Here is a 24,748-nt window from a genome sequence, read left to right on the forward strand (position 1 = left end):
GGTTGAGCGGCGATGCCGAGCGTTCGATTTCGCCTCAATGGCGTCGAGACAACTGTCGATGCCGATCCCGATCGATCGCTGCTCGACATCCTGCGCGGGCCGCTGCGGATCACAAGTGCGCACTTCGGCTGCGGCGCCAATGAGTGCGGCGCCTGCAACGTCATGGTCGATGGTCACGCGGTGGCGTCCTGCGACACGCCGCTGTGGTCTGTTTCGGACAAGGACATCACGACAGTCGAAGGACTGGGCACGGCCGAGTTGCCGCATCCGCTGCAAACCGCTTTCATCACCGAGCAGGCACTGCAATGCGGCTATTGCATTCCCGGCATCCTGATCAGCGCTGCCGCGCTGCTGAAGAAAAATCCGCATCCGTCCGATGGCGAGGTGCGGGCCGCGCTGGACCGCAATCTTTGCCGCTGCGGGTCGCATAATCGTATCGTGAAGGCGGTGCTGCGCGCGGCGGCGGAGATGGCGGCCACATGACCAAGCTCGCGCCCTCCCCCGCTCCGCCGCAAAAACTGCCGAGCCTTGCGGCGAATCCGATCCTGTCGTCATGGGTTCGATTTTCGGCGGAAGGACACGTAGTCCTCTCTCCCGGCAAGGTGGAGATCGGGCAAGGCATCGTGACGGCGCTGGCGCAGATCGCCGCGGACGAACTCGACATCGAACTCGGCCGGGTGCGGATGGTCCGCGCCACGACCGCCGGCAGCCCCAACGAGGGCGTCACCTCCGGCAGCCTTTCGGTGCAGCAGTCGGGCCGCGCCATCAGGCATGTCTGCGCCGAGGTCCGGCACATCTTCCTTGCGGCCGCTTCGGATCGCCTCGGCGTCGGCATCGACGCGCTCAATATCAGCGATGGCGAGATCTCGGGGCCGGGCAACCTGCGGACCAGCTATTGGGAATTGGCCGGGGAGATCTCGCTGGATCGTCACGCATCCCCGGACGCAGCGCCAAAATTATCAGCCCGGCGCGCGCTGGCGGGAAATTCCGTACAGCGGCTGGACATTCCCGACAAGGTTTTCGCGCATCCCCGCTTCATCCACGACCGGCCGCTGCAAGCAATGCTGCATGGCCGGGTGCTGCGGCCGGAAATCCCGGCTGCGAAGCTCATCGAACTGCGGCAGGACGGTGCCCGGGCCATTGCCGGCTTCGTCGCCGTCGTTCGCGATGGAAATTTTGCGGGCGTGGTAAGCGAAACCGAAGACGGCGCGGACGCCGCGCTCAAGGCGCTGCGCAAGGCAGCGCTGTGGTCCACGGGTGAACCACTGCCCGATGAAAACAGGCTGGCAGACTGGCTGAAGAGCCAGCCGGCGGAAGCCACGGTTATCGACAAGAAAATCGCCCCCGGCGCGGGGCCGAAAAGCCGCACGGTGCGGCGGCAATATACCCGGCCCTATTTGGCGCATGCGTCGATCGCGCCGTCCTGCGCCATGGCGCAATGGACCGGGGACCGCGTCCACGTCTGGACCCACAGTCAGGGCGTTTATCTGCTTCGAACCGATCTCGCGCTGGTTCTTACGCTGCCGGCCGAGAACATCACGGTTGAGCATATGGAAGGCGCCGGCTGCTACGGCCACAACGGCGCCGACGATGTCGCGCTCGACGCGGTTTTGCTTGCGAAGCAGGCCTCCGGCCGTCCGGTCCGCGTGCAATGGTCGCGTCAGGACGAAATGACCCACGCGCCGTTCGGCGCTGCGATGGCGATCGAGATCGAAGCCGACCTGGACGCGCAAGGCGAGATCGTCGGCTGGCGCCACAGCATCTGGGGTAACGGACACGTGGCGCGGCCGGGACGCGCGGCGCTGCCTGCGCTCCTTGCCGGAACAGAAATCGCAAATCCGTTTCCGCGCACGGTCGCCACCAATCCACCGCAGGCGACCGGCGGCGGCGCCGACCGCAACTCGGTTCCGCTGTATGATTTTCCGTCGTGGACGGTCGAATGCCATCGGCTGCTCACGATGCCGATACGCACCTCCGCGCTGCGGACGCTGGGCGCGCAGGGCAACGTGTTTGCAATCGAATCCTTTATCGATGAGCTGGCTGCCGAGCGCGGCGAGGATCCGGTTGCCTTTCGGCTGCGTCACCTTTCCGATCCGCGGGCCCGAGATGTTATTCAGTCCGTCGCCATGCGCTCGATCTGGAAGCCCGGCAAACGCGCCGGCATCGGCTACGGCATCGGCTTTGCGCGATACAAGAACACCGGCGCCTATTGCGCCGTCGTCGCCGAGGTCGAAGGCGCCGAGGATATTCGCGTCAGACGATTGACCATCGCCGTCGATGTCGGCGAAGCGATCAATCCGGACGGCGTGGTCAACCAGATCGAAGGCGGCGCCATCCAGGCCACCAGCTGGACGTTGAAGGAGCAGGTCCGCTTCGACCGGGAACGGGTCACCAGCAACACCTGGTCGTCCTATCCGATCCTGCGCTTCAGCGAAGTGCCGGACGTGCAGGTCGAAGTCATCCCGCGGCCGGAGCTGGATCCCGTCGGCGCCGGCGAGGCCGCCCATGGCCCGACCACCGCGGCGATCGCCAACGCGGTGTTCGATTGCCTCGGCGTGCGCGTTCGCAGCCTCCCCATTACGCGCGACAGCCTGATCGCGGCAATGGAACTGACGTCATGAGTTCGTTGAAAATCCTGAGCGGCGGTGCAGCGCAGGGTCTTGTCGCGAGCCTTGCTCCTAAATTCAAGGCGGTGACCGGGCTTGATATCGAGGGCGAGTTCGGCGCGGTCGGCGTCATGGCCGGCAAACTACGCGCCGGCACGCCCGCGGACGTCGTGGTGCTGACGGCGGCAATGATCGCGGATTTGGCCCGGGAGAATCTCGTCGCCGGTGCGTCGATTGCCGACATCGGCCTTGTGGAGACCGCGATCGCGATCCGCGCCGGCGATCCCCCGGTGTCGGTCCATGACACCGCCGCCTTGCGGGACGCGCTCCTCGTGGCCGACGCCATCTTCGTGCCGGACACCAAGGCATCGACGGCCGGCATTCATGTCGCCAAGGTCCTGCAGCAGCTGGGCATCGCCGATGAAGTCGCGGGCCGCCTCAAAACCTTTCCGAATGGCGCGACCGCCATGCGGCATCTGGCGGCATCCATTGCGGCAAGGCCCATCGGCTGCACGCAATCCACCGAAATCATCAGCACGGCGGGCGTCATGCTGTCCGGCTCGCTGCCCCGCGGATGCGAGCTTTCGACCGTGTATACGGCGGCGGTGGCGACGCAAGCTGCCGATGTCAGGCACGCCCGGGACCTGATTGAGCTGTTGACCGGCGCGGATCAGCGGGCACTGCGTACCCGTGCCGGCTTCCTCGAAGCGTAGGACCATCCGGGCTTCGGTATCTTGCCATGCCGTTTCGCGATATAATCGCCCTCTTGCGGCGAGGACCACCTGGGCATGCGCATCGGAATTCGCGGCGCCATTTCGGGCCTGGTGCTGGCGTCCATTATCGTCAGCGCCGTCGGCGTCCACCTTCTGTGGTGGAGAACCGCGCAGCAGGTGAGCCAGACCCTCGCCACCACGATCAACGAGCAGATCGTATCGGCAGTCGGCGACGAACTGCAGTCGATCACCACCGAGGCGAGATCCGCCTATATCGCGGTGCGCACGCTCCTGGTCGAGGGCGTTATCGATGTCCATGAGGCGGACAAGCGCAAATTCGTATTTCTGTCGCAACTGCAGGCCCAGCCGACCATTTCGTGGGTGGCATTTGGATGGCCGGACGGATCGTTTTCCGCCGCGCACAAACTCGGGGATGCGGCCGTCGAAATGCTGGAAATCGCCGCAGGCGAAGCGAAAGTGCGAATCGATCGTTACGAATACACGGCCGGCGATGTCGAGTTCAAAGACCGGCGGTCCGAGGACACCAAATATGGCGTCACCGACCAGCAATGGTATCAAGAGGCGGTAAGGACCGACGCACCCGCCTGGACGACATTCACGCGCCACCCCGGCGGCGAACGGCCTGCCGTCGCCTTTGCCGGTCCGATCGACGTCCAGCAAAAGCCGCAGGGCGTCCTCGCCATCATCATCGAATTGACCCGGGTCTCGCGGTTCCTGTCGCAACTCACTGTTGGAAAGTCGGCCGGCGCCTTCATCCTCGACCGCGATGGCGCCGCTATCGCCTCGCCCGATGCGGAGGCCGACGAGCTTCACGCGCTGAAGACCGACCATCCGCTGTTTCCGGTCGCCGTGGACGCGGCCCGGCAGCAAGCCGGTTACGAACCGGACAAGGGAGAACCGCTGCGCACCCGCGTGGTCAGGGACGGCAAGGCCTTTGAGGCCGTGCTGACGCCGATTTCCTTTCCGGGCTGGTCGCTGGTCACCGTCGTTCCCGAGTCGGAATTTCTGGGACCGGTGCAGGCGACGATCCGAAAATTGCTGATCGGCCTTGCGTTCCTGATCGTCATTGCCGGGCTGCTGTCGGCCTGGCTTGCCCAGCGCCTGATCGCGGCCCCGCTCCTCAAGGTGGTCAACGAGATCAAGCACGTCGAGCGCTTCGATCTCGACAAGGTCGAGCGGCACCCGTCCCGGCTGAGCGAAATACAGAACCTCTCGGGGGCGATTGCGGATATGGCGCAGGGGCTCGCCGCCTTTAGAAAATACATTCCGGCCGATCTCGTAAAACTGCTGATCAGCGAGGGCACCGAAGCGCGCCTCGGCGGCGCGGTACGGCCAATGACCGTGATGTTCGTCGACATGGCCGGCTTTACCGGAATGTCGGAGCGGCTGGGCGACCGGATCATCCCGCTGCTGTCGCGCTACTTTGATGCCGTATCGGCTCAGGTTCAGAGCCACGGCGGCACCATCGACAAGTTCATCGGCGACGCGGTCATGGCTTTTTGGGGGGCGCCAAAGGCGAACGCCGGGCACGCCATCGACTGCTGCCGGGCAGCCTTGGCATGTCAGCGCGCGGTTCGCGACGCCTGCCTCAACGACGACGCCGGCCGTCCGGTGAAAATCCGGATCGGCATCAATTCCGGCGATATGTTGGTCGGCAATATCGGCTCGGAGGTGCGGCTGAACTACACCGTGATCGGCGACGCGGTTAATATTGCGAGCCGGCTCGAGAGCACCAACAAGCAATACGGATCGGAAATCATCATCGGGCCGGAGACCCGCCGCCTCGCCGGCGACAGCATTTCGGTTCGCGAGTTGGACCGGCTGGCGGTCTACGGACGCGCCGGGGGCTTGCGAATCTACGAATTGCTTGGAATGGCCGGTGAGACAGCGGAGCCGCCGGACTGGGTCGAAAACTATGAATCCGGTCTCGCCGCCTATCGTGCCCAGGATTTTGACGGCGCAATCGGCCATTTTGAAAAAGTCATTGGCCTCCGGGGCCAAGACGAAGCATCGTCCGGCATGATCGAACGCTGCAGGCAGCTGTTGAACGCTCCGGCCGACAGCGGCTGGAACGACACCACGGTAGCGCGCGTCAAATGATTGTCATGACCGCGCGAGCGCCGGTCAACTATAGTTCAACGAAATCCATTCCACCGCCGATTGAAAAATACAAATTAAGGGTTGTGAAAATCTCAAAGTCGCGCGACAGTGTTTCGTACGTTAGCGGACAATGCATTGGCGTTGAACGACGCGTAGGGGGCAGGTATGTCGGTCAATCCGGCTGGTTTGCGGTCGCTGGTTGTTGGCACCACCCCCACGCGTTCCAAGATCGCGCTCACGGCTCCCTCCGGCGGCCCCGTACTTTCCCAGATCGGCATCACGGTGCCCTATATCGGCCCCGATGCAGTCTCGGTCCAATACACCACGCTGCCCGGTAACAGGCCAAAAACCAATTCGAATTTCCTGGCGATTTGGGAATCGACCATCGTTCCATGGACGGTACCGCCGATGGCCATGCAAAAGATCATCGGCGACACCGAGCAAGGCTCGGTGTCGTTTTCTGACCTTTCCATTCAGAACAAAGCCTACATCATCGGCTACGCGGCCGGTCCCGACATTACCGATATCTGCGCCACGGCGACGGTCTTCGTAGGCGGCCAGCCCGCTCAATATTTCTCTACCAGCATCGGCATCGCCTCGGTCTTGTCCGATACCATTGTCTTGTCGTATTCCTGCTGCCTTGGTTATCAGCCCCAGCCCTCGAACAATTGGGTCGGGCTGTGGAAAGGCGCGGCTTCGCCGTATTATTCGGGCAGCCCGCAATACAAAACCGACGTCACCAGTTCATCAGCGCAAGGCACGGTAGTGATGAACGGGCTGACGCTCGCCTTCGGCACCCCCTACACGCTCGCGTATTTCATGGGCCCCAATGTCACGGACGCGGCAGCAATCCTGACGTTTACGACCAGCAGCTAAGACCATCTCAACATGGAGGAAAGTGTGAAATGACCACGAAACATCCCGCCAAGACCAGAGGATTTAGTCTTGTAAGCACGAGTTCTGTCGGCACCAGCGTGAATGCCCATGCGGTCGGCAACACCATTATCTTGCTCAGCTACAATACGATGCCGGGCAACCAACCGAGCAGCTACAGCAATACCGCATTCATCTGGCAGGGCTCCGGGGCTATTCCCTACAATCAGAACCCGCTGAGTTCGACGCCCGTTTCGGGCAATACGCAGAGCGGCAGCACGCCCTTCAGCGGTCTTGAAGTCCAGACAAAGGACTATATCATCGGCTATGCGGTCGGCCCGAACGTATCCAACATCTGTTCCTGGGTGTCGATCCCGGCGGGCTCGGGCACCCCTACAACCTACCAGACCTCGGTATGGACCACGCCCGACGGCGTGCTGCCCGACGTCGTGCTGGTGTATTACGACACACCGGTCGGAAACCAGCCGCAGACCAACAATCAGTGGATCGGCATCTGGCAGGGTGCCGCACCCTCCTACACGGTGGCGCCGCTGGCGCAGACCCCGGTCGGCAACAACAACGCCACCGGTCAGGTTGCGCTTTCGGTTACACTGCTCCGGGGCACCACTTACTCGCTCGCCTACTTCACGGGACAGAAGCAAACCACGATGGCATCATCCTTCCTCTTTTCGACCTGATCCCAAGCATGAGAACGGGCCGGTAGCTCCGGCCCGTCGACGTTTTGCGACCGCGTGGCCGACGCTCGGGGCGAACGATGCTGCAATTCAACCTAACATCGTCACCAAACCTTTTCGCGGCCACCGTCAATGGCATGTGGGTGGCCTATTGCTGGCCGGCGACTCCCGAACCTCCGACGCAACCGATCTCGTTCGGCCAGGCGTTGAGCGGCCCCGGCACGTTCCTGTTCTGCAGCACGCCGAGACAGGACATCAACGAGGTTGCGAGCGACATCGTAACCGCGGTCACAGGCGCCTGGAACGCGCCCGACTACAACGGAACCTCGCATGCGATCAGCTGGCTCACCGATCCGGACAATATCATCGCCGCCAATGTAGCGCTGCTCGGAATCAACACCCTCAACGCCAAGAATATGTACGTCAATGCCGGCAAGCTCCAGCAAATTGTTCCGAACAATCTGTCTCTTAATATCGCCAGCGGCGTTGCATTGTCGTCCTCTGGTGACGACACGCTGACACTGACGAACACGCAAAATAATCTGAATTTCTACGGCCCGGCGGCGCCCGGCGCTCGCATCGTCTCGGCCACCCTTGCTTTTTCCGGGCCGGCCCCCGGCACCATCCAGTTCACCACGGCCATCAAGCGCGGTGAAATGTACGGCAGACTGCGCTGGGGATGTCAGTTGCTCTATGACACCGGCGCTTCGGCCAAACCGATCCGCTCACAATGGTATCCGCTCGCCGACGGCTCTCGACCGAACGGCGCCGACATGCTCGGTTTTGCGGTCTCGATCGATCCTTCCGATCCTACCAACGCACGCGCCAAGGATCGCAGCTACTTCGCCTTCACTGACCCCGCGGCAATTCTGATCTCCGGATTTCGCACCGCGTTCGGCGACATCATCAACCTGCGGCCGATCACCCAGCCGCAAAGTGGCGAGCAGGCTGCAAGGCTGATCGTGACGATCGGCAATCCCAACGCGCCGAGCCAGCCCGACTACAGCCTCAGCCCCGAGGGCGACTTCATCCTGATGCTGGCGGCGCCGAAGGACGGCATATCGTCTCACATGCTCTGCGGACTGACGGCGACCGAGACGTTGAGTTTCACCGCCGGGCCTGCCGCCAACCCGCAATCAGGCGACCGGCTGCGCTTCACCGCAAATAGCGAGGCGTTCGCAACATCGTATCCGCCGCCGCAGTCTTCGCCGGTCGGGCCGCCGGTCGATCCCAAGGCGCCGAAGATGAACGCCAGCTACCGCACCGCGTGGGCTACCGTGATTCCGGCTCCGAACGGCAATGCGAGCCAGTACAGCGCCCAGCCCAAAGGCTCGCCGCTGTTCGGGTTCGACAAGGTTGTCGCGCCGGCGAGCCCCAAGCAACTGGGTTTCGTCGATCCAGGCTATGCGCTGACGCGGCCTGATCCGTTCCCGATGATGCCGTTCGGGCTGGCGCCGCTTGGCGAGTTCGGCGTCAGTTTTACGCAGTCCGAGCTTGGCGGCATCGAGCAATTCGCCGCCGCGGCGACGCGCCGCGCCCTGATCGGTGCGCCGGGGATGTCGCAACCAAGGCGCGCGTTGCGCATGAGCGAAGCGGTGGGAGATAGCTCAGACTGGGTCACCACGCCCTCGGGGCTGCTCGCGGAACTGGACCAGACCGCCGGCCACTGGTCGTCGGTGCTGCTCGGCGTCAACAACGGCGCCGGACCGATGTGGATGGTGTTCAACGATCCGCCGCCCAAGCTGCAACAGGCGCTGCAGACCGCGAACCTGTTCCTGGTGGCGGCCAACGCCGCCAATCTCGGCACTTTGTCTCCGCAACCAGCGGTCGGCCCAGCGCCGCCGGCGCCGACCGGCACGGCGACCTTCTACAACACGATGTCGATCCAGGACTGGCAGATCACCGCCAATGTCGGGCAGTCCAACGTCTACAACGACTACAACAACATCCTGATCATCAAGGGCTGCAAGGGCAAGCTGGTCGATCTCGTCGCCAAGCCCGACATATGGACGCAGCGGGAGGATTTCTCGGTTCCCGGCACCGACCTGTCGGAAACGGTGATCCTGTCGCAATGGATTGCGGACCACATTCAGAAGGCGCAGGGCCAGACCAGCCCGTATTTTGATAACTTCAAATCGATCGTCGCCGACGATAACTGGACCGGCATCCTCGTGCTCAAGGCTTCGCTCACGGGCCTGCCGACCAACCTTGCCGGGCTGCTGTCGGTGATCGATCCGTCGCAGTGCTTCGCCCATCACTTCGGCATTACCATCACGCCGGTCGGCATCAGCGGCGCGCAGACAAGCAACCCGACGATTTCGACCACGAATTCGAGCTCGATCTTCCAGCTGGTCTACTACGTCGATCCGGCGTTCGACCAGGCCAATCCGGTGCCGCTGCCGCCGTCCAATGCGCCGTATGATTTCAAACTGCTCACGCTCGAGGCGCTGTTCAAGAATACGGCGGTCAAATCGTTCGACAGCTACGCGCAGCTGACGCTCGGCGCGTTTTTCGGCGACAGCGTCAATCACATGGGCGACACCAGCAACGTCTACGACACCATCATGCTCAAGGGCTCCTACCAGCAGAACGGCGGCGTCGGCACCTTCATGCTCGACTGCGTCGACGACAGCCTGTTCTTCCTCAACAGCGCCGCGATCAACAAGGTCGAGATCACCAAGGCGCAATTCAACACCATCGGCCCGACCAGCCTGCAATTCGCGCTGTGGGGCTTCATCGATTTCAATCTGCTCAGCGCGGTCGATCCCAGCACCCAGGAGCAGGACGTTCCGTTCGACCTGTTCAGCTTCGGCTCCATCGACAGCCCGAGTGCGCCGCGCGCGGGCCTGAGTTTCGCCGGGCTCACGATCGACCTCAATACCGGCGTGACGCCGTGGGTATTCGGCTTCGATGTTGCGGCGGTTACCTTCGACGCGTCGCGTTCCACGCCGCGCAAGGGCAGCCTCTATACGGATTTCGCGCTTTCCCTCAAGGGACTGCTGAGCGGCGACGATTCCAGCACCGCCAACCCGCAGAGCGACCCCTCCTCGCTAAATTACCTCAACGTGCCGACCAATGCGCCGCTCTCCGGTGTCGGCGGCAGCCCGTGGTACGCGCTGCAGTTCGGCGTCGACCTCGGCAGCGTGGGGGCGCTGGCGAGCAATGCGGGTCTGAATGCCAGCATGATCGCCGCATGGGCGCCGAGCAGCCAGAGCCCGCCCGTTCCAGGCAGCCAGCTCACGACCTTCAATGCCATGGCCGGGCTGCAACTGCCCGGCGTCACCGCAAAGAGCAAGCTGCTCAGTCTCGAGGGCGTGCTGGCGCTGTCGATCGGCGACATCCGGCTGACCTACGCGGCGCCCGACGACAAGACGACGACGCGTTATTGGGTGCTCTGGCTCAGCGACATCGCGCTGAAGTTTTTGGGACTGCTCAAGATTCCGCCGAACGGCGCCATCAGCTTCGCCTGTTTCGGCAATCCCGATGCGAACGGCGTGCCGAGCGCGCTCGGCTGGTACGCGGTCTACAATCAGGACAAGAAGAAAGACGGCAATTCTCAACTCGCCGCGGCTGGCAACAAGACCAACGCTCACCAATCGGACGCCGGCTAAGCCGCAACGGCGGAAGGATCTTTGATGTACAAAGAACTTCTAGAAGCACTCATGAAGGGCGCGGCCGAGAGTAGTTCCGCTGCGGCCGAGGGCATCGAGCAATTCCTGAAGATACTGAGCGCGGAAAAGGAAATCCGCTTCTATGTCGACGGTACGCCGAATTTCGGGCATCAAGCGACCACGATTTATCTGCTGAAGCGGCTGGTCAACCTTTGCAAGTACTCCGGCAAGATCGCGGTCGTCTATGCCGACGCGACGTCGGGCAAATCCACGCCCCAAAAGCTCGCCCTGCTGCTCGCGGGCATCATCCCCGATGATATCGATAAGCTGACGGTAGCGTACGGCACCTGCAAGAACATCACCTTCGTCAAACTCGTTGCGGCCAAAACCCTGCCGGTGGTGAATTTCGGGTTCACCGGCGGGGCCGACAATCTCAACACAGTCTACGCGGATGCGATCCAGACCAACTGCTTCCTGCGCCTGCAACCCTATCTTTGGGCGAAGTCCGGCGGTCAGCCGATGCCGAACCAAGTCGAGTTCCTCGGCAAGCCGATGAGTGCCGCGCTCGATTTGAACAAAGTGGACAAGACAATTGATCTGCTCGCCTACAAATACGACAAGGCGATCGTGGGCAACGTCTCACAGGCGGTATGGAACTGGTACACGACGCAGGCCTTCAACGCTGACCTTAAGCAAAACACCCTCAACGCTCAGGCGCTCGCGGCGGCTGCCAGCCCCAAGGCCTACAAATTCTGGCCGGCCTACGGACTCCACCACTTCGTACCCAAAGGCCCGAACGAACCCACAGGCCGCGACATTCTGCTCAATCTCGTCATCACCGGATTATCCTATCAGGCCACGCTCGGCTTCCAGGGACCGCCTGTCATCCTGACGCTGATGAACGATTTCAGCACGCTCGATTTCAGTTTTGTGGAATTTTTCGCGAATAACAAGATTGACAAGCTCGGCGACGCTCTCACCGCCGAATGCGTCGACGTCGGCATGATGTCGTCGAAAATGGTGCAGGCGCGCAACGCCAAAATCGCCGCGATCGTTAAGGATTTAAAAGCGTTCTATGCACAGCTGAGGCCCGACCTCAACATGGAAGTGGCGGACGATCTGGATCCCGCCGGCATCACCCAGTTCGTCAAGACCGCGAAGCCGGGAGAGCTGCTGATCATCCCGATCGGCGCGGTCCCGCAAGAGGTCTTCGAATATTTCTATGCCAACGCGACACTGCCGCCGATCTTCGAAGGCCAGGGCACCTCCAGCCTGGTGATCAGCCTTGGGTTGCCTTATTTGCAAACACCGAAATTGGGCGTGAAAGGAAATAACTATCCGTCCATTCCGCTCGTGCTCGTTCCCAACGAAGCGACACCGAAATACTGCAACGAGACAAGCGCGACGTTACGTGTCGGCCTCGAGAATATCGTGACGGGCAATGACAAGCTGACCTACGCGGAAATGATGGCCAGCGTCCTTAAGTTCATTGTGGATGCCAATAAAGATTCCGAACTCAGCGCCTATTTTCAGGCCCTCGGTCTCTATTTCCAGAATGATACCAACGACAAACTCCTCGCCGGCTGCATCGGGCTGAACATGGTGGCGAAGCCCTCGCTGAAATTTACAGCACAGCCGCTCGCCGCCACCGAGGCCGCGCTCGATCTCGACGCCGTTTACAAGGCGCTCACCACCACCTGGAAAAACGGCAGCGTCGACCTGTTCGCCGCGTTGCCGGGCAGCTATCTCGCCAAGTTCTACGGCACCATGGGCGGCACGGCGTTCCCGATCGTGGTGCAGCAAAGCGATATCGTGGAGGAGACGAGCGGCGGCAAGACCACCAAGGTCTCGATCCGCAGCGGCACGACGTCGGTATTTCCGGTGCCATTCAACGTTTCGATGGATTTCACCGCCGATGACGGCCCGGTGGTATCCGATCTGCATTGCCGCGCGCTACAGCCCTGGACCATCGACGGCGCGCCATGGCTCGGCTTCGACAATCCCGGCTTCGACATGAGTGTGCCGGAAGCCGCAGCTCCGGTGATCGGCGGAATGGTCGGAACCATCCGCGGCACCAGTCTGACGCTGCAGGTCCGCTATCCCGTCGAAAACAAGCAATGGGTCGTGACCGGCACGTTCGACACGCCGGTTGGCATCGGCGCCTTCTATCAGATGGCAGGCGGCATCAATCTGGTGCAAAGCCTGCCGGCGCCGTTGAATTCGCTCGCCGGTTTCGGCCTGAGTGAATGCCAGTTCATCTACGGCCCGAGCAGCGACGACGCCACCAAGAGCGTCATCCAATACGTGATGTTCGTGATGAGCACGAGCGCGCCATGGACCATCGTCAGCAACCCCGTGCTGCAGGTCAACCCGACTGTCAAGGCCGTCATCACCAGCCCCGGCGATCTCAAGGCGCGCAGCTCGCAGTTCGACATTTCCGGAGAGTTCAAGATCGGCGCGGGCGTCATCACGGTGGCGGCGCAGTATCCTAACTTCCAGATTACCGGCGCGCTGACCGACGGCACCATCAACATGGAGGACCTGTCAAAACTGTTCGGGGTCGACGTGACGCAATTGAAAAACTCGGAGGTCACCGATTTTTCCCTGCTGGTGCAGCCGTCGACCAGTTCCTATCAGCTCGCCACCGCCATCACTTCCGACTGGCCGATTCCGATTCCCGGCACCTCGACCCCGATCTTCATCATCACCGGGCTCGGCTTCAATGTGCAGGGCGCGACCGGTTCGTTCGCGGTCTCGCTGACCGGCTCGACGGTGGTGCTGCCGGCGACGGCGAAGATCGGCCTCCAGATCGGCGCCTCCTATGCGACAGGCAAAGGCTGGACCTTCAACGGCCACACCACCAGCCCGGTTTCGCTGGGCGCGATGGTGCAGGGCTACGGCGGCTTCGATCCGGGCTCCCAGGCCGGCTACAACATCGACAGCATGTCGCTGGATATCGTCACCGGCGACAGTTCATGGGTGTTCAAATGCGCCGCGAGCAACTGGAAGATCGAATTTCTCGATCTGACCATCAACACCGCTTCGCTCACGGTTGGCTACAACGGCGCGGACAATCAGGCGCTCGCACATCCCGCGCTTGGATCGACCTCGGCAATGACGCTGGCCTTGGGTGACGACCAGAAGGGACGTTTCGCCGACGTCGAAGCGGACGTGAACTGGGCCGGGATGGACATCACCGCCTGGATCAAGTTCTCAACCAGCGCCGGGCCTAGCTGGGGCTTGACGCTGCCGAAGTACGGCCTGCATGTCGAGGCGAGCCAGAACAGCGAGCAGCAATGGGTGGCGACCGGTTCGATCGTCGGCAAGACGCTCGGCGGCATCGTCGAGGACCTGATTTCCTTCGCCACCGGCAGCAGCTACGGCCTCAGCGCGCCATGGAACCTGCTCGACTCCGTGCCGCTCGATGCGTTCCAGCTTACGTTCAACTTCACCACCAAAGAGGTCGGCCTTAACGTCAATATCGGGCCGATCGATCTCGGCTTCTGCAGCATCAAGTCGATCGGCATCAACTACGACTCCTCGGTGCTGCCGCGCAAGGTGATGCTGTCGATCACAGGCAGCTTCCCCTGGCAATCCGGCGACACGCTGAACTGGGACGCCACGAAACCCGACAGCGCTCCCTCGCCGCCGGGCGGCGGCAACGAATACCTCGACCTGCGGCTGCTGGCGCTCGGCCAGCATGTCGAAGTCACAAGCAAGGACCCGTTCACCACCGTCGAGGCGGTGATCGCGGCGCTGCGCAATCTCGACCCGGACGGCGCGCCGATCGCCGGTCCCAACCCCAACGTCCAGTTCAACGCCAAGAATTCCTGGCTGGTCGGCGCCGATTTCGGCCTGATGCAGATCAAGAAGGAAGACAACGGTGGCGGCAACGCCCTGGTGGCGCTCGGCGACGACCCCGCGCCGGGATACGTGGTCAACCTGTCGATCATCTTCAACGACCCCAACCTGTACGGCGCGCGTATCGCGCTGGCGGGGCCGGCCGCCAAGATCCTCGATGGCCTTGTGTTCGAAGTTCTCTACCGCCGGATCAGCGACACCATCGGGGTGTACCAGATCGACCTGACGCTGCCCGACAAGATGCGCAAGTTCGACGTCGGCGCCTATTCGCTGACGCTGCCGAGCCTCGCGCTCGATATCTACACCAATGGCGACTTCACCTTCGACCTCGGCTTTCCCTGGAATCAGGATTTCAGCCGCTCCTTCATGGTTCAGGCGATCATCGCAGGCATCCCGGTGCTCGGCGCGGCCGGATTCTATTTCGGCAAGCTCAGCAGCGAGACCTCGACCCAGGTCCCGACCATCGATAACGGGCGCTTCGACCCCGTGATTATTTTCGGCTTCGGCATCACCGTCGGGATCGGCAAAGACGTCGACTACGGCATCCTGAAGGCGGGCTTCCAGCTCACCGTATTCGGCATCATCCAGGGCGTCATCGCCAAGTTCTGTCCCTATCCGGGCAACTCCAACCTGCCGGCGCAGTCGGGGCAGTTGCAGGACGGCTACTATTTCGAACTGCAGGGCACCTTCGGCATTATCGGCGGGCTCTATGGCAGTGTCGACTTCGTCATCATCAAGGCCTCGGTCAGCGTCTCGATCAAGGTGATGGCCCAGATCACCTATATCAGCTACCAGGACATTCCGATCTCGCTGCTCGCCTCGGTCGATGTCACCGCCTCGGTCTCCATCGACTGCGGCCTGTTCTCGATCACCATTCACTTCTCCTTCTCGATGACGATCAAGGAGACGTTCACGATCCACAATCCCAACAAGAACCCGCCGTGGCACGTCACCAGCGATTCCCGCCCGGCCATGCTGGCGGCCGCGCATGCCCGCCGGCTCAGCGCCGCCGCCGACAAGCAACATGTCATGCTGGCTGGCGATGATGTGACCTTCACCTGGAGCAATCTGGCCGCGGTCGCGCCGGTCGGGCTGACCGGCTACTGGGGACCGGCGCTCACGGTCGCCGGCGATGTCACGGCAAAGGCCAGCGACCAGAAGGTCTGCTATGTCAACATCCTCGGGATCGCTTCGAGCGACCCGACCAAGCCACGCGCGCCCGGCGATCCCGACACGTCGTTCGATCTGCTGGCGCAACAGATACTGCGCTGGATCGTCGCCGCATCGCTGCCGGCCGCCAACGCGCCCTACAGCGCCGACTATATCGACAACAGCGTCATCGTTTCGCCGGACGACCTCGGTTCATTGCTCACAGCGTTGACAACGTCGACCGATCCGATGCCGATCCCGGCCGACAAGATCGACACCTTCATGGGCGACCAGTTCGCCCTTAACGTCAGTCAGCCGAGCAGCGGCACCTTCGACGCCGCGCCGTTCCCCGTATCGCCCAAGCTGGTGCTCGACGTGCCGGCTTACGGCAACACGCCGGAACTCACTTACGCGTTCTCCGCCTTCAACAGCGCCAGCACCACCTACCTCAACACGCTGAGCACCTATTTCAAGGATCTCACCGTCCAGGTCGAGAAGGAAACCAAGCAAAAACAACAGAGATTCGCCGCGGCGCAGGACACCGGTCCCTCGGTGGCGACATTCGTGTTCGCCGATTATTTCCGCCTGATCGGACAGCAGATGATCGAGGCGGCGCGCGACGCGCTGCGCTCCTTCAAATATCCGCTGACGAATGGCGCCAGCATCGGCGCCGCGGTGCAATGGATCGGCGCCGCGGGCGCGCCCGAATTCACTTTCGCCGATCTGATCGAAGCCAACACGGCCCACGAACTGACGGCCAAGCAGAATGTGCTGATCTATGGCGCGGCCGGCGGGACCGGCCAGGACCCCACCTTCACGTCGATCGCGGGCGGCTACAACAACCTGTTTACGCCGATTGTTCTGGCCACCGCCAATGCCGCCGCGCCGAATATCCTCGTCACCGGCGCCACCATCACCTATGACAGCAAGCCGTATTCGGTCGCGCAGGGCGACAGCCTCAACGATCTCGCGGCCAAGGCCGGCGCGACGCTCGCCGACCTTCTGACTAAAGCTCCTGCTATCCTCAGCCAGCCCGGCCTGCTCGCGACCGATGCGCCGCTGACGATACCCGGAGGCGCCGTCACTCGGGCCGCCGAAGCGGCGACCTTCAATTCGATCGCGGCCGCGTATCAGAATCTGTTCTCCGGCACGGCGCTGGCCACCGCGAACGCGACATCGATCAATCTGCTGACACCGGGCGCGGAAATCAAATACCAGAGCCAGAACCCATATCCAGTGGGAGCGCGCGACAGCCTCAACGACGTCGCCGCGCATTTTGGCGTCCCGCTCGCGACCTTCCTGCAAAACGCTCCCGCCGTGCTGGACCAGCAGGGGCTCATCGCGACCTTTGCGACATTGCGGCTGCCTGATTTCACCTATTCGACCGCGGACAACAGCCAGTCGGGCGTAACCGCGGATACGCCGGCAACCATCGCGCAGCGTTTCGGCATCAACGCCCAGGCGCTTGCGACCGCCACCAATGCCGGCGTGACCTTCGAACAGGTCAAGATCACGACGCTGGACCTGCCGCATCTTGCGCAATTGAAGGTCGGCGCCCTGATCGACGACATCAGGCGCACCAACGGGCTGTCGCGCATCAGCGGCATGACCGGCCGCTACGCGCTGCACGGACTGCGGCTGCCGACCGCGGGCCTGACCCAAACGATCCCGGCGGTCTGCGGCGGCGCTGCGACCGACTGCGGCCTTTACGCACTGACCGGCCAGCAATTCGCGGTCCCGCCACTCGACGCGAAACTGGCGTTCAGCTTCTCGCTGACGGCGCCGAACGATCTGTCATGGGTCAAATTCGGCGGACCGAAACTGACCATGACGCTGCAGCCGCCCCCCGCCAACGACACCAACTGGGCCAAGGTCGCCGCACTGCAATCCTTCCTGGCGGGCTCCAACTATGTTGTCTCGCCGCCCGGCACATCGGTCGGGCCGCAACAGATCTATCGCGACCAGCCCACCACCTGGCCGACGACGTCGCTCACCGGATGGCAGAACGCCGGCAGCGTCACGCTGCCATACGGAACAGCCCCGGCCGGCGTTCAGGCGTTACGCCTGTGGGGATTGCCCGACACCTTGCTCAATCTCGATGATGCCAACCGCAGCGCCCCGCCCCGCGTACAGGCGATGCGCGGCGAATACGACGAAGGCACCGGACAGACCGTCGAGACGGAACTCAAATATCACGGCTGGGCAACGCGCGTCGGTCTTACGATCAAGAAGATCCCGGCCGACGCCGGCTCTCCGACCGGCGCCTTCACCTACCAGCTGATCGGCAGCGGCGAGGCCGATATCGTGCTGCTGGAGCGGCTGCTCACTGAACTGTCCGGCGACAGCACACCGATCAATTCGCTAGTCCTGCTATATCCGCCGGATGCCAGCACGAGCCCTCCCGCCGGACTGCAATCCGACAACGGCGCGACCGTGACGCTCGGCATCCTGCAGGCCAATCTGAGCACGGTGACCAACCCGCCGACCCGCGCCTTCGCGTTGCGCGCACAACAATCGACGTTTGCAGGTTGCCTCAACGGGCCTTACGACTTCGTCAAGCTGCTGTGGGAATGCAGCATCACCCGTTCCGGCGGCTACTATCTGTATTATTTCGAAAGCGCCTCCGGCACCGGCTTCCCCGGCACGATCTTCAACGACAAGGGCGAGGCCAGCCTGACGCTGCTGGTGGTGCAGACCAAGCCCAGCGATGCGACCAAGCAGGATCTGGTCGGCGGCTACATCAACTGCCTGATCACCGGCGATGCGTTCGATGCCAAGTCGACGGTGTACGCCAAGTCGGCGCCGCTTTCTAACAATTACCAGCCATTGGCGACGGACAGCCTCGCCAGCTTCGCCTACCGCTACTACATGGATCCGGTCGCGCTGGCCGAAGCCAATCCTGCCGCGACGTTGGCGGCGAAACCGTTGACGCTGGCGCGCGGGGTATACGAGGTCGGCTCCACCGCGCCCGGCGGAGATCCCGGTAAGATCGCCGAGTATTTCAAGGCCAAGTTGACTGACCTAAAGGCGGCCAATCCCCAGATCACCGACTGGAACCAGACGCTTCCCGCCGACACGGTGCTGCGCCTGCCGACGCTGAATCTCACCGTCGGCACCAGCCCGGGGGGCACCACACTGTCCTCGATTGCGGCCTATTACGGCAGCAACGTCTCCGAGATTGCCGCCGACAACCCCGATACGATCGGTTTGCTCGCCATCCAGGATCTCACCGTTCCCGGCGGCCCGATGTCGCGCTCCTCAACCGTGCCGGCCGGATGCATTTCCATCGCGGCGAGCCGCGCGGTGCCGACGGCGGTGCCGGCTCCGAGCGACCCGAATTTCGGCAGGCTGTACATCGAAAACCAGATCGTGCTGCTCGGCTATCGCATGTACGGCAACGCCTGGTTCAAGGTCACCAATCCCGGATTGCCGATCAGCCACAGCGATGATCCCCCGAGCGATCTGGCGACCGACCGGACGCGGACGCCGATGCGAGCCACGCTCGACGACCCGCCGCCGTGGAAATTCCAGCGCGCGATTCCGGCGGCGCGCAACGCCGTGATCACGCAGCAAAAGACGGCGAACCTCCCCGACCCCATCGACAGTCCCTATGCCGGCGTCGGCGGCCTGGCGCAGCTCGATCTGGGCTGGGTCGATGCGTTCGGCAACACGGTAAAGAGCGATATCGGCAGCAACCCGGATGGCACGCCGACGCGCAACCGGCCGCCGCTCCCGGTCAACTATGTCGACGCCCTGATCGGGTTTGGGCAATGGCCCGGCATCAGCGCCGATTACAGCGTGCTGACGCCGAACGGCGGCAGCCCGACCGTCACTCTCGGGGCGAGTTTCGATCCGAGCGGCTATTCGCCCGATCCCAACAGCAAGGTGCCGCCGACCGATCCGCCGGGATGGCAGGTCAATGCACAGCAGGCGCTGCTGGTCTATGATCGCCTGTATCAGCAATTGAGCCAGATGCTCGGCCCCGTCGGCAACCAGGTGCCGGCGGTTACGATGGCGCTGACCAGCACGCTGTTGCCGAAGAACGATCTCACGCTCGACACCGCGGCCCGCGGCAATTTGATGACGTGGCTGTTCGGACAGGGCGGCATCTACCCGTTCCTGACCGCCCGCGCGGGCGGCGACGCCAGCTGGCCGGCGCCGGCCAATTATCCCATCACCGTCATCTTCAAGCTCGGCGACATCAACACCGAGCAACTGTTCGAACTTTTGATGTCGTTCACGCTGACGCGGCCGAGCACGCTGGTCGACCCCGCCTTCGCCGACACCGCGGGCTTTATCAGTTCGGCAACGACGATCAAGCCGCATTTGGTGAAAGAAGCCGACGGCACCTATCGCCTGACCTCGTTCGCAAATCAGCTCGAGACCTGCCTGAGCCAGGCGGGTGTCTGTGCCTACAAGCTTGCCAGCGGCGCCGATCGCAACCAGGCCATGCAGACCGGGGAGACAAAACCGCTCTGGCTGCTCCGGCTCGGCGCCGCCGCCGGCCAGGCGATCAGCTTCCAGATTCCCGACGCCGTCAATCCGTTGATTTTTGCGCCGAAGCCGCTTTACAATACGCTGCAATCGCGGCCGTCCCTGCCCTACTACGACTACGTCAGCGGCAAGGGCATCGATTTTACCACGCCCAGCGGCTTCATGCCCGTGAACGCCGTCGACGTCGACAGCTGGATGCGCGATTATCTAGCCGCGATCGACAATATCTTTTCGCCGGAGCTCCTCACGCCGGTGGCGCTGGTCGATCAACTGGCCACGACCAGTCACACCAGCTGGCAGACCCAGCTTCGCACCATCAAGGAATCCCTGGCGACGTCGTTGTCCCGGCTGGTGATCCCGTTCTTCCAGGATGAAGCCCCGACCAAGGATCAGCTTGATGCCGCGCAGGAAGCTTTCGGACAACAGGCGCTGATCGCGCTGTCGAATATCTACGCGGTCAATGCGGTCGTTCAATTCGGCGCAACCGTCACCGCAAAGATCAGCGATCCCCTGGCGCTAGAACCTCCGCAACTCTACGGCACGTTGCTGGCCGGCGCGGACTCCGATGCCGGTGCCAGCCTGACCGCGGCCAAGCTTGCGCTTAGCACAACCGCGAACGGCGCCACCGCGCCATTGACCTTCCTCGTCACCGCCACCGGCAAGACTGCGCAAGGCGCGATCGAGAGCGTGATCACGCTCGATCTCATCTATCGCGGCAGCCAGATCGAGCACCAGATCGGGGAACTGCCGAATATCGAGAAGTACAAGGCCTCGTCGTGGCTCTCATTTGTCGTGCCGCCGGCTCCCGGCGCGACCAACTGGCCGCTCGATGCCCACCTCGGTCCGTTCAAGGTGCCGCTGCCGCTTCGGATCTTTCCAACCCCGCCGTCGATGGTTTCACAGGAGGCGATCACCCACAAACTGCAACAGCCGGTTACCTGGCAAAAGATCGTTGCGGCGATGCAGTGGGACTACAGCTTTACATACGCGGAAAGCTTCCACTATCCGCAGGATCAAACGCACTTCACGACGACGTTCAACATCGTCGACGGACGGCTGAAGGCAATGGCGCTCACCGCCGATCCGGTGCCCGACCTGTTCGAATTTATCACGGTCTATCCGCAAGTGCAGGGCGACCTGACCAGCATGCTGGCCGTCATCACGCAGAAATCGGGTCAGGCGGACATCGAAAACGCCGCGGTGGCGCTCAACGCCTTCGTGCAACTGGCGCAGCGCGCCTCGACCTCGCTTGCCGCGTTTCTGCCATCGCCGCAGGACCAGCTGGAGCTTTCCGCACGCGCCATGGTCGGCAGCCCGTCGCGCGGGCAGCTCCCCTATCAATATGTCGTTTCGGAATCCAGTGTCGAGAAGACCAATCCGGACGGCAAGAACGTCTCGGCCCTGCTGGTCGCGCTCGGGCCCGTGCCGCCCGACGGCATCGCCAAACCGTCCATCAACATCAGCAGCTACGACACCGCATCCGACCCGCCGCCGCCGGATTTCAGCTATGGCTACTGCTACACGGAGAGCGCTGTCAGCGCCGCGGCCGATTATCTCACCGACGTCAAAGGCCAGGCGATAGCTCAACGCGCCGTGGTGCTGCCCGGTCTCAATATCCTGTCGGCGCAGAGCGCGCTTACATCGGGCCTTATCGAGCGCAACCAGGATCTGATCCGTCCTCGCAAGACGGTTGATCCGTTCGTCTACCAGACCGCGCCGGTCGCATTCCCGACCGCTTTGCGACCGACGATCGACATTCCCGATGCAATCGACATCGCTTCGTTCGGCGGCAACACGCCGGTCGCCCGGACATTCGCCGACCAGCTTGACAATTTGTTCGCCACGCTGTTCGCCAAGGCGCCGGCAGGCCCACAAACGATTCAGGTCGCAACCTACTATTCGATCTCGCTCAACAGCGCATTGTCCGATGTCGGTAAGCTGCCGATACCGATCTCCTTCCTGCCGCCGACGGCAATGCAGCCGAAGCTGGCAGCGGAGTTGCAGGCGGCGGCCTTGGACCAAGAGGTACTGACGCAGGAGCAGGTCATTGCCGCTCTCCGAGCCGGCGTATACGCCTGGTGTAGCGCCTTCGGCCCGCAGGCTGGCGGCGACCTGGTGTTCAACCTCACCATCATGACCAGCCTTCAAGGCGAGGGCCTGCCGCCGATGCCGCTGCTCGTGCTCGAACAGCTGACGCTTCATTACAACGACTGGAGCGACCACCCGGCATTGCTCGCGAGCCAAGCGGAAGCGGCTGAATAAGAGAGCGCGCACGCCGCAGCGGTTCGGCCGGCGGCGTCAGAAACTGGCGGCGGCCCGTCCACGAGCAAATGCTGCTTCATTGCCGTACAAGCGACCGGTGGCGGTCTGAAAATCCCTTTGACCTTACACCGTGCCGGCCGACGGCCGCTTGATGACCGAAATCGTGGCGGTCGCGACCGCGACGAGATGCTCCTTGCCGGCTCTGACCGCAAATACTTCGGAGCGCGCGACGATGATCGTCTTGCCGCTTTGTACGACGTAGCCGCGGCCGACCAGCTTTTCGCCTACCCCGGGTCCGAGCAGATGAAGCGTATAGGCCGCGGTGACGACATCGCCGGCGAGCGAGCCGGCCGCCCAGGCGCAGGCGCTATCGGCGATGCAGCCTATGACGGCGCCGTGAGCGAAACCGTGATGCTGGGTCAGGTCGCGGCGCATGGCAACGTGAAGCTCGGCGAAGCCATTTTCGCATTTGATCACTTCCGGCTTCAGGAAGGCGGCAAACGGCGTCTTGCTCAACAGGGCCTGCAGGTTCTCGGTTGTGAGCCCGTCTTGAAACTTCGCGGTCGACACGACGTTGCTCATGTCGGGCTCGCCGACAGCTCGGCCTCGGCGGCGGCGGCTTGCCAGAACTCAAGCTCGCCGTCGATATAGAGCTGCCGGGTGCCGCGACGCTGAACCTTGCCGCTGGACGTCTTCGGCAGCGTGCCGGTGCGGATCAATACCAGTTCGGAAACCATGAGTTCATGTTCGGCGACCACCGCCGCGCGCACGCTTTCAACGAGATTGACCGGGTTCAGAGAAGCCCGCCAGGTACGCTCGATCTCCTGGACAACGACGAGCCGCTCCTCCCCGGGCTCGCCGATCGCAAAAGCGGCGCCAAAATTTTCCCGAAAAGCCGGGTGACACGTGCCAACCGTTGCCTCTATGTCCTGAGGATAGTGGTTCTGGCCGCGGATGATAATGACGTCCTTAATTCGACCGCTGATGAACAACTCGCCATCGAGTACGAAGCCGGCGTCGCCGGTGCGCAGGAAGGGACCTGTGCCAGTGCCGGCAATGACGCCTTGGAAAGTTTCGCGCGTGGCGGCGGGATTGCGCCAATAGCCGCCCGCGACGTGAGGCCCGGCGACCCAGATTTCGCCGATTTCGCCCGGCGCGCACTCCCGGCATGCGGCAGGATCGACAATTCTCACGCTTTGACCGACGACCGATGAGCCACAACCCACCACGCGACTGCAATCCGACGAGATGTCGTCGACCGGCACAACGCGGCCGCGGGCAAGTTCGCTGCGCTCGAAGCCGCGGATCACGGGCAACGCATCGCGGCTGCCGCCGGAGAGAAGCAGCGTTCCTTCGGCCATGCCATAACAAGGATAGAAGGCACGCCGGGCAAAGCCGAAAGATGCAAAGGTTTCCGAGAAGCGTTGCAGGGTCCGTGCGCGCACCGGTTCGGCGCCGTTGAATGCCACGCGCCAGCTGCCAAGGTCCAGCCCGGTTGCCCGTTCCGGTTTGAAGCGGTTGACGCAGAGATCGAAACCGAAATTCGGGCCGCCGCCGATTTCCGCGCGGTATTTCGAGATGGCCGCCAGCCAGCTCAGCGGCCGCTGCATGAATGAAGCGGGTGTCATGAATACGCACATGCTGCCTACATACAGCGTGTGAAGCGCATTATAGATCAGCCCCATGTCGTGGTAGAATGGCATCCAGCTCACGCATGTCGAGGCGGCAGTGGTGCCGAGGGCGCGGCGGATCATTTCCAAATTCGCCAGAAGATTGCCGTGACTGACCATGACTCCCTTTGGCGCGGAGGTCGATCCCGACGTGTATTGCAGAAACGCGATTTCATCGGAAGCTGCGCTGCGCTGCCCGATGTCATCTTCGAAGTCCGCCGCTCCCTTGACGCTCGTCCACGTGATCGCATCCCAAGCCGCCTCGCCGGCAAACTCCTCCGTCATGTCGGATATCAGCGCATCACCGGTGAAACCCAGTTTCGGCCGGCAATCGCCGGCAATGCTCAACGTCGCATGCCGCAAGCGGCCCCGTCGCGGCGGCACCACGGGGACGGCGATGATGCCGGCGTAGAGGCAGGCGAAATATGCCACGAGAAAATCAAGACCCGAGGGAAACACCAGCAGGGCCCGATCGCCTGGCCGAGCGAGCTTGCCTATTCTTTTTGCCAGCGAGCGCGAAGCATCGTCCAGCTGCTTGAAGGTGAGCTCTACCAGTTCGCTGCCGGCATCGTTGATGAAAACGTATGCGCGCTCATCGGCCTGATGCAAGGCACGGTGATGCAACAGCTCCACCAGCGAGCCGAATGGCGGGCGAAGGGGCTCGTGAGTGGATTGAATGGTCATCGGCAACTC

General features: G+C 62.8%; 10 protein-coding genes. 8 read left to right on the forward strand and 2 right to left on the reverse strand.

What is annotated here, in order from left to right; translation table 11 throughout:
• Positions 1-12: 12 nt before the first annotated feature.
• The 8 genes from VGP39_RS23465 to VGP39_RS23500 all read left to right on the forward strand — a co-directional run bounded on the left by VGP39_RS23465 (position 13) and on the right by VGP39_RS23500 (position 22,385).
• A complete protein-coding gene (locus VGP39_RS23465) occupies positions 13-483 on the forward strand; it encodes a (2Fe-2S)-binding protein (RefSeq protein WP_327570486.1) in 471 nt (156 codons plus the stop codon).
• On the forward strand, positions 480-2,621 hold the full coding sequence (locus VGP39_RS23470) for a xanthine dehydrogenase family protein molybdopterin-binding subunit (protein WP_327570487.1): 2,142 nt from the start codon (positions 480-482) through the stop codon (positions 2,619-2,621). Before VGP39_RS23465 ends, VGP39_RS23470 begins: the two co-directional genes overlap by 4 nt.
• Complete coding sequence (locus VGP39_RS23475) at positions 2,618-3,319, forward strand: substrate-binding domain-containing protein (protein ID WP_327570488.1); 702 nt, start codon at positions 2,618-2,620, stop codon at positions 3,317-3,319. The genes VGP39_RS23470 and VGP39_RS23475 overlap by 4 nt, the downstream gene beginning before the upstream one ends.
• A 75-nt stretch (positions 3,320-3,394) precedes the next feature.
• Entirely contained in the window at positions 3,395-5,440 is a 2,046-nt protein-coding gene (locus VGP39_RS23480) for an adenylate/guanylate cyclase domain-containing protein (RefSeq protein ID WP_327570489.1), read from the forward strand.
• Between the two features lie 165 nt (positions 5,441-5,605).
• Complete coding sequence (locus VGP39_RS23485; RefSeq protein ID WP_327570490.1) at positions 5,606-6,316, forward strand: hypothetical protein; 711 nt, start codon at positions 5,606-5,608, stop codon at positions 6,314-6,316.
• Between the two features lie 29 nt (positions 6,317-6,345).
• Complete coding sequence (locus VGP39_RS23490; RefSeq protein WP_327570491.1) at positions 6,346-7,011, forward strand: hypothetical protein; 666 nt, start codon at positions 6,346-6,348, stop codon at positions 7,009-7,011.
• Between the two features lie 77 nt (positions 7,012-7,088).
• The gene (locus tag VGP39_RS23495) at positions 7,089-10,619 is read left to right on the forward strand and encodes a hypothetical protein (protein WP_327570492.1); all 3,531 of its coding nucleotides are present in this window, start codon (positions 7,089-7,091) and stop codon (positions 10,617-10,619) included.
• A gap of 24 nt (positions 10,620-10,643) precedes the next feature.
• Positions 10,644-22,385, forward strand: coding sequence for a hypothetical protein (locus VGP39_RS23500; RefSeq protein ID WP_327570493.1), 11,742 nt, complete (start codon positions 10,644-10,646; stop codon positions 22,383-22,385).
• A 123-nt stretch (positions 22,386-22,508) separates the two neighbouring features.
• Here the strand turns inward: VGP39_RS23500 and VGP39_RS23505 are convergent, their stop codons facing one another.
• Both VGP39_RS23505 and VGP39_RS23510 read right to left on the reverse strand, forming a co-directional pair.
• Complete coding sequence (locus VGP39_RS23505; RefSeq protein ID WP_327570494.1) at positions 22,509-22,967, reverse strand: PaaI family thioesterase; 459 nt, start codon at positions 22,965-22,967, stop codon at positions 22,509-22,511.
• Entirely contained in the window at positions 22,964-24,739 is a 1,776-nt protein-coding gene (locus VGP39_RS23510; RefSeq protein WP_327570495.1) for a fatty acyl-AMP ligase, read from the reverse strand. Before VGP39_RS23510 ends, VGP39_RS23505 begins: the two co-directional genes overlap by 4 nt.
• Positions 24,740-24,748: the final 9 nt, after the last annotated feature.

This window comes from Bradyrhizobium sp. (assembly GCF_036009065.1).
Classification (GTDB): domain Bacteria; phylum Pseudomonadota; class Alphaproteobacteria; order Rhizobiales; family Xanthobacteraceae; genus Bradyrhizobium.

What these genes read in the sequence shown, in the direction of transcription:
- VGP39_RS23465 (WP_327570486.1), top strand. Translation starts at nt 13, where the DNA reads ATGCCGAGCGTTCGATTTCGCCTCAATGGCGTCGAGACAACTGTCGAT.
- VGP39_RS23470 (WP_327570487.1), top strand. Translation starts at nt 480, where the DNA reads ATGACCAAGCTCGCGCCCTCCCCCGCTCCGCCGCAAAAACTGCCGAGC.
- VGP39_RS23475 (WP_327570488.1), top strand. Translation starts at nt 2,618, where the DNA reads ATGAGTTCGTTGAAAATCCTGAGCGGCGGTGCAGCGCAGGGTCTTGTC.
- VGP39_RS23480 (WP_327570489.1), top strand. Translation starts at nt 3,395, where the DNA reads ATGCGCATCGGAATTCGCGGCGCCATTTCGGGCCTGGTGCTGGCGTCC.
- VGP39_RS23485 (WP_327570490.1), top strand. Translation starts at nt 5,606, where the DNA reads ATGTCGGTCAATCCGGCTGGTTTGCGGTCGCTGGTTGTTGGCACCACC.
- VGP39_RS23490 (WP_327570491.1), top strand. Translation starts at nt 6,346, where the DNA reads ATGACCACGAAACATCCCGCCAAGACCAGAGGATTTAGTCTTGTAAGC.
- VGP39_RS23495 (WP_327570492.1), top strand. Translation starts at nt 7,089, where the DNA reads ATGCTGCAATTCAACCTAACATCGTCACCAAACCTTTTCGCGGCCACC.
- VGP39_RS23500 (WP_327570493.1), top strand. Translation starts at nt 10,644, where the DNA reads ATGTACAAAGAACTTCTAGAAGCACTCATGAAGGGCGCGGCCGAGAGT.
- VGP39_RS23505 (WP_327570494.1), bottom strand. Translation starts at nt 22,967, where the DNA reads ATGAGCAACGTCGTGTCGACCGCGAAGTTTCAAGACGGGCTCACAACC.
- VGP39_RS23510 (WP_327570495.1), bottom strand. Translation starts at nt 24,739, where the DNA reads ATGACCATTCAATCCACTCACGAGCCCCTTCGCCCGCCATTCGGCTCG.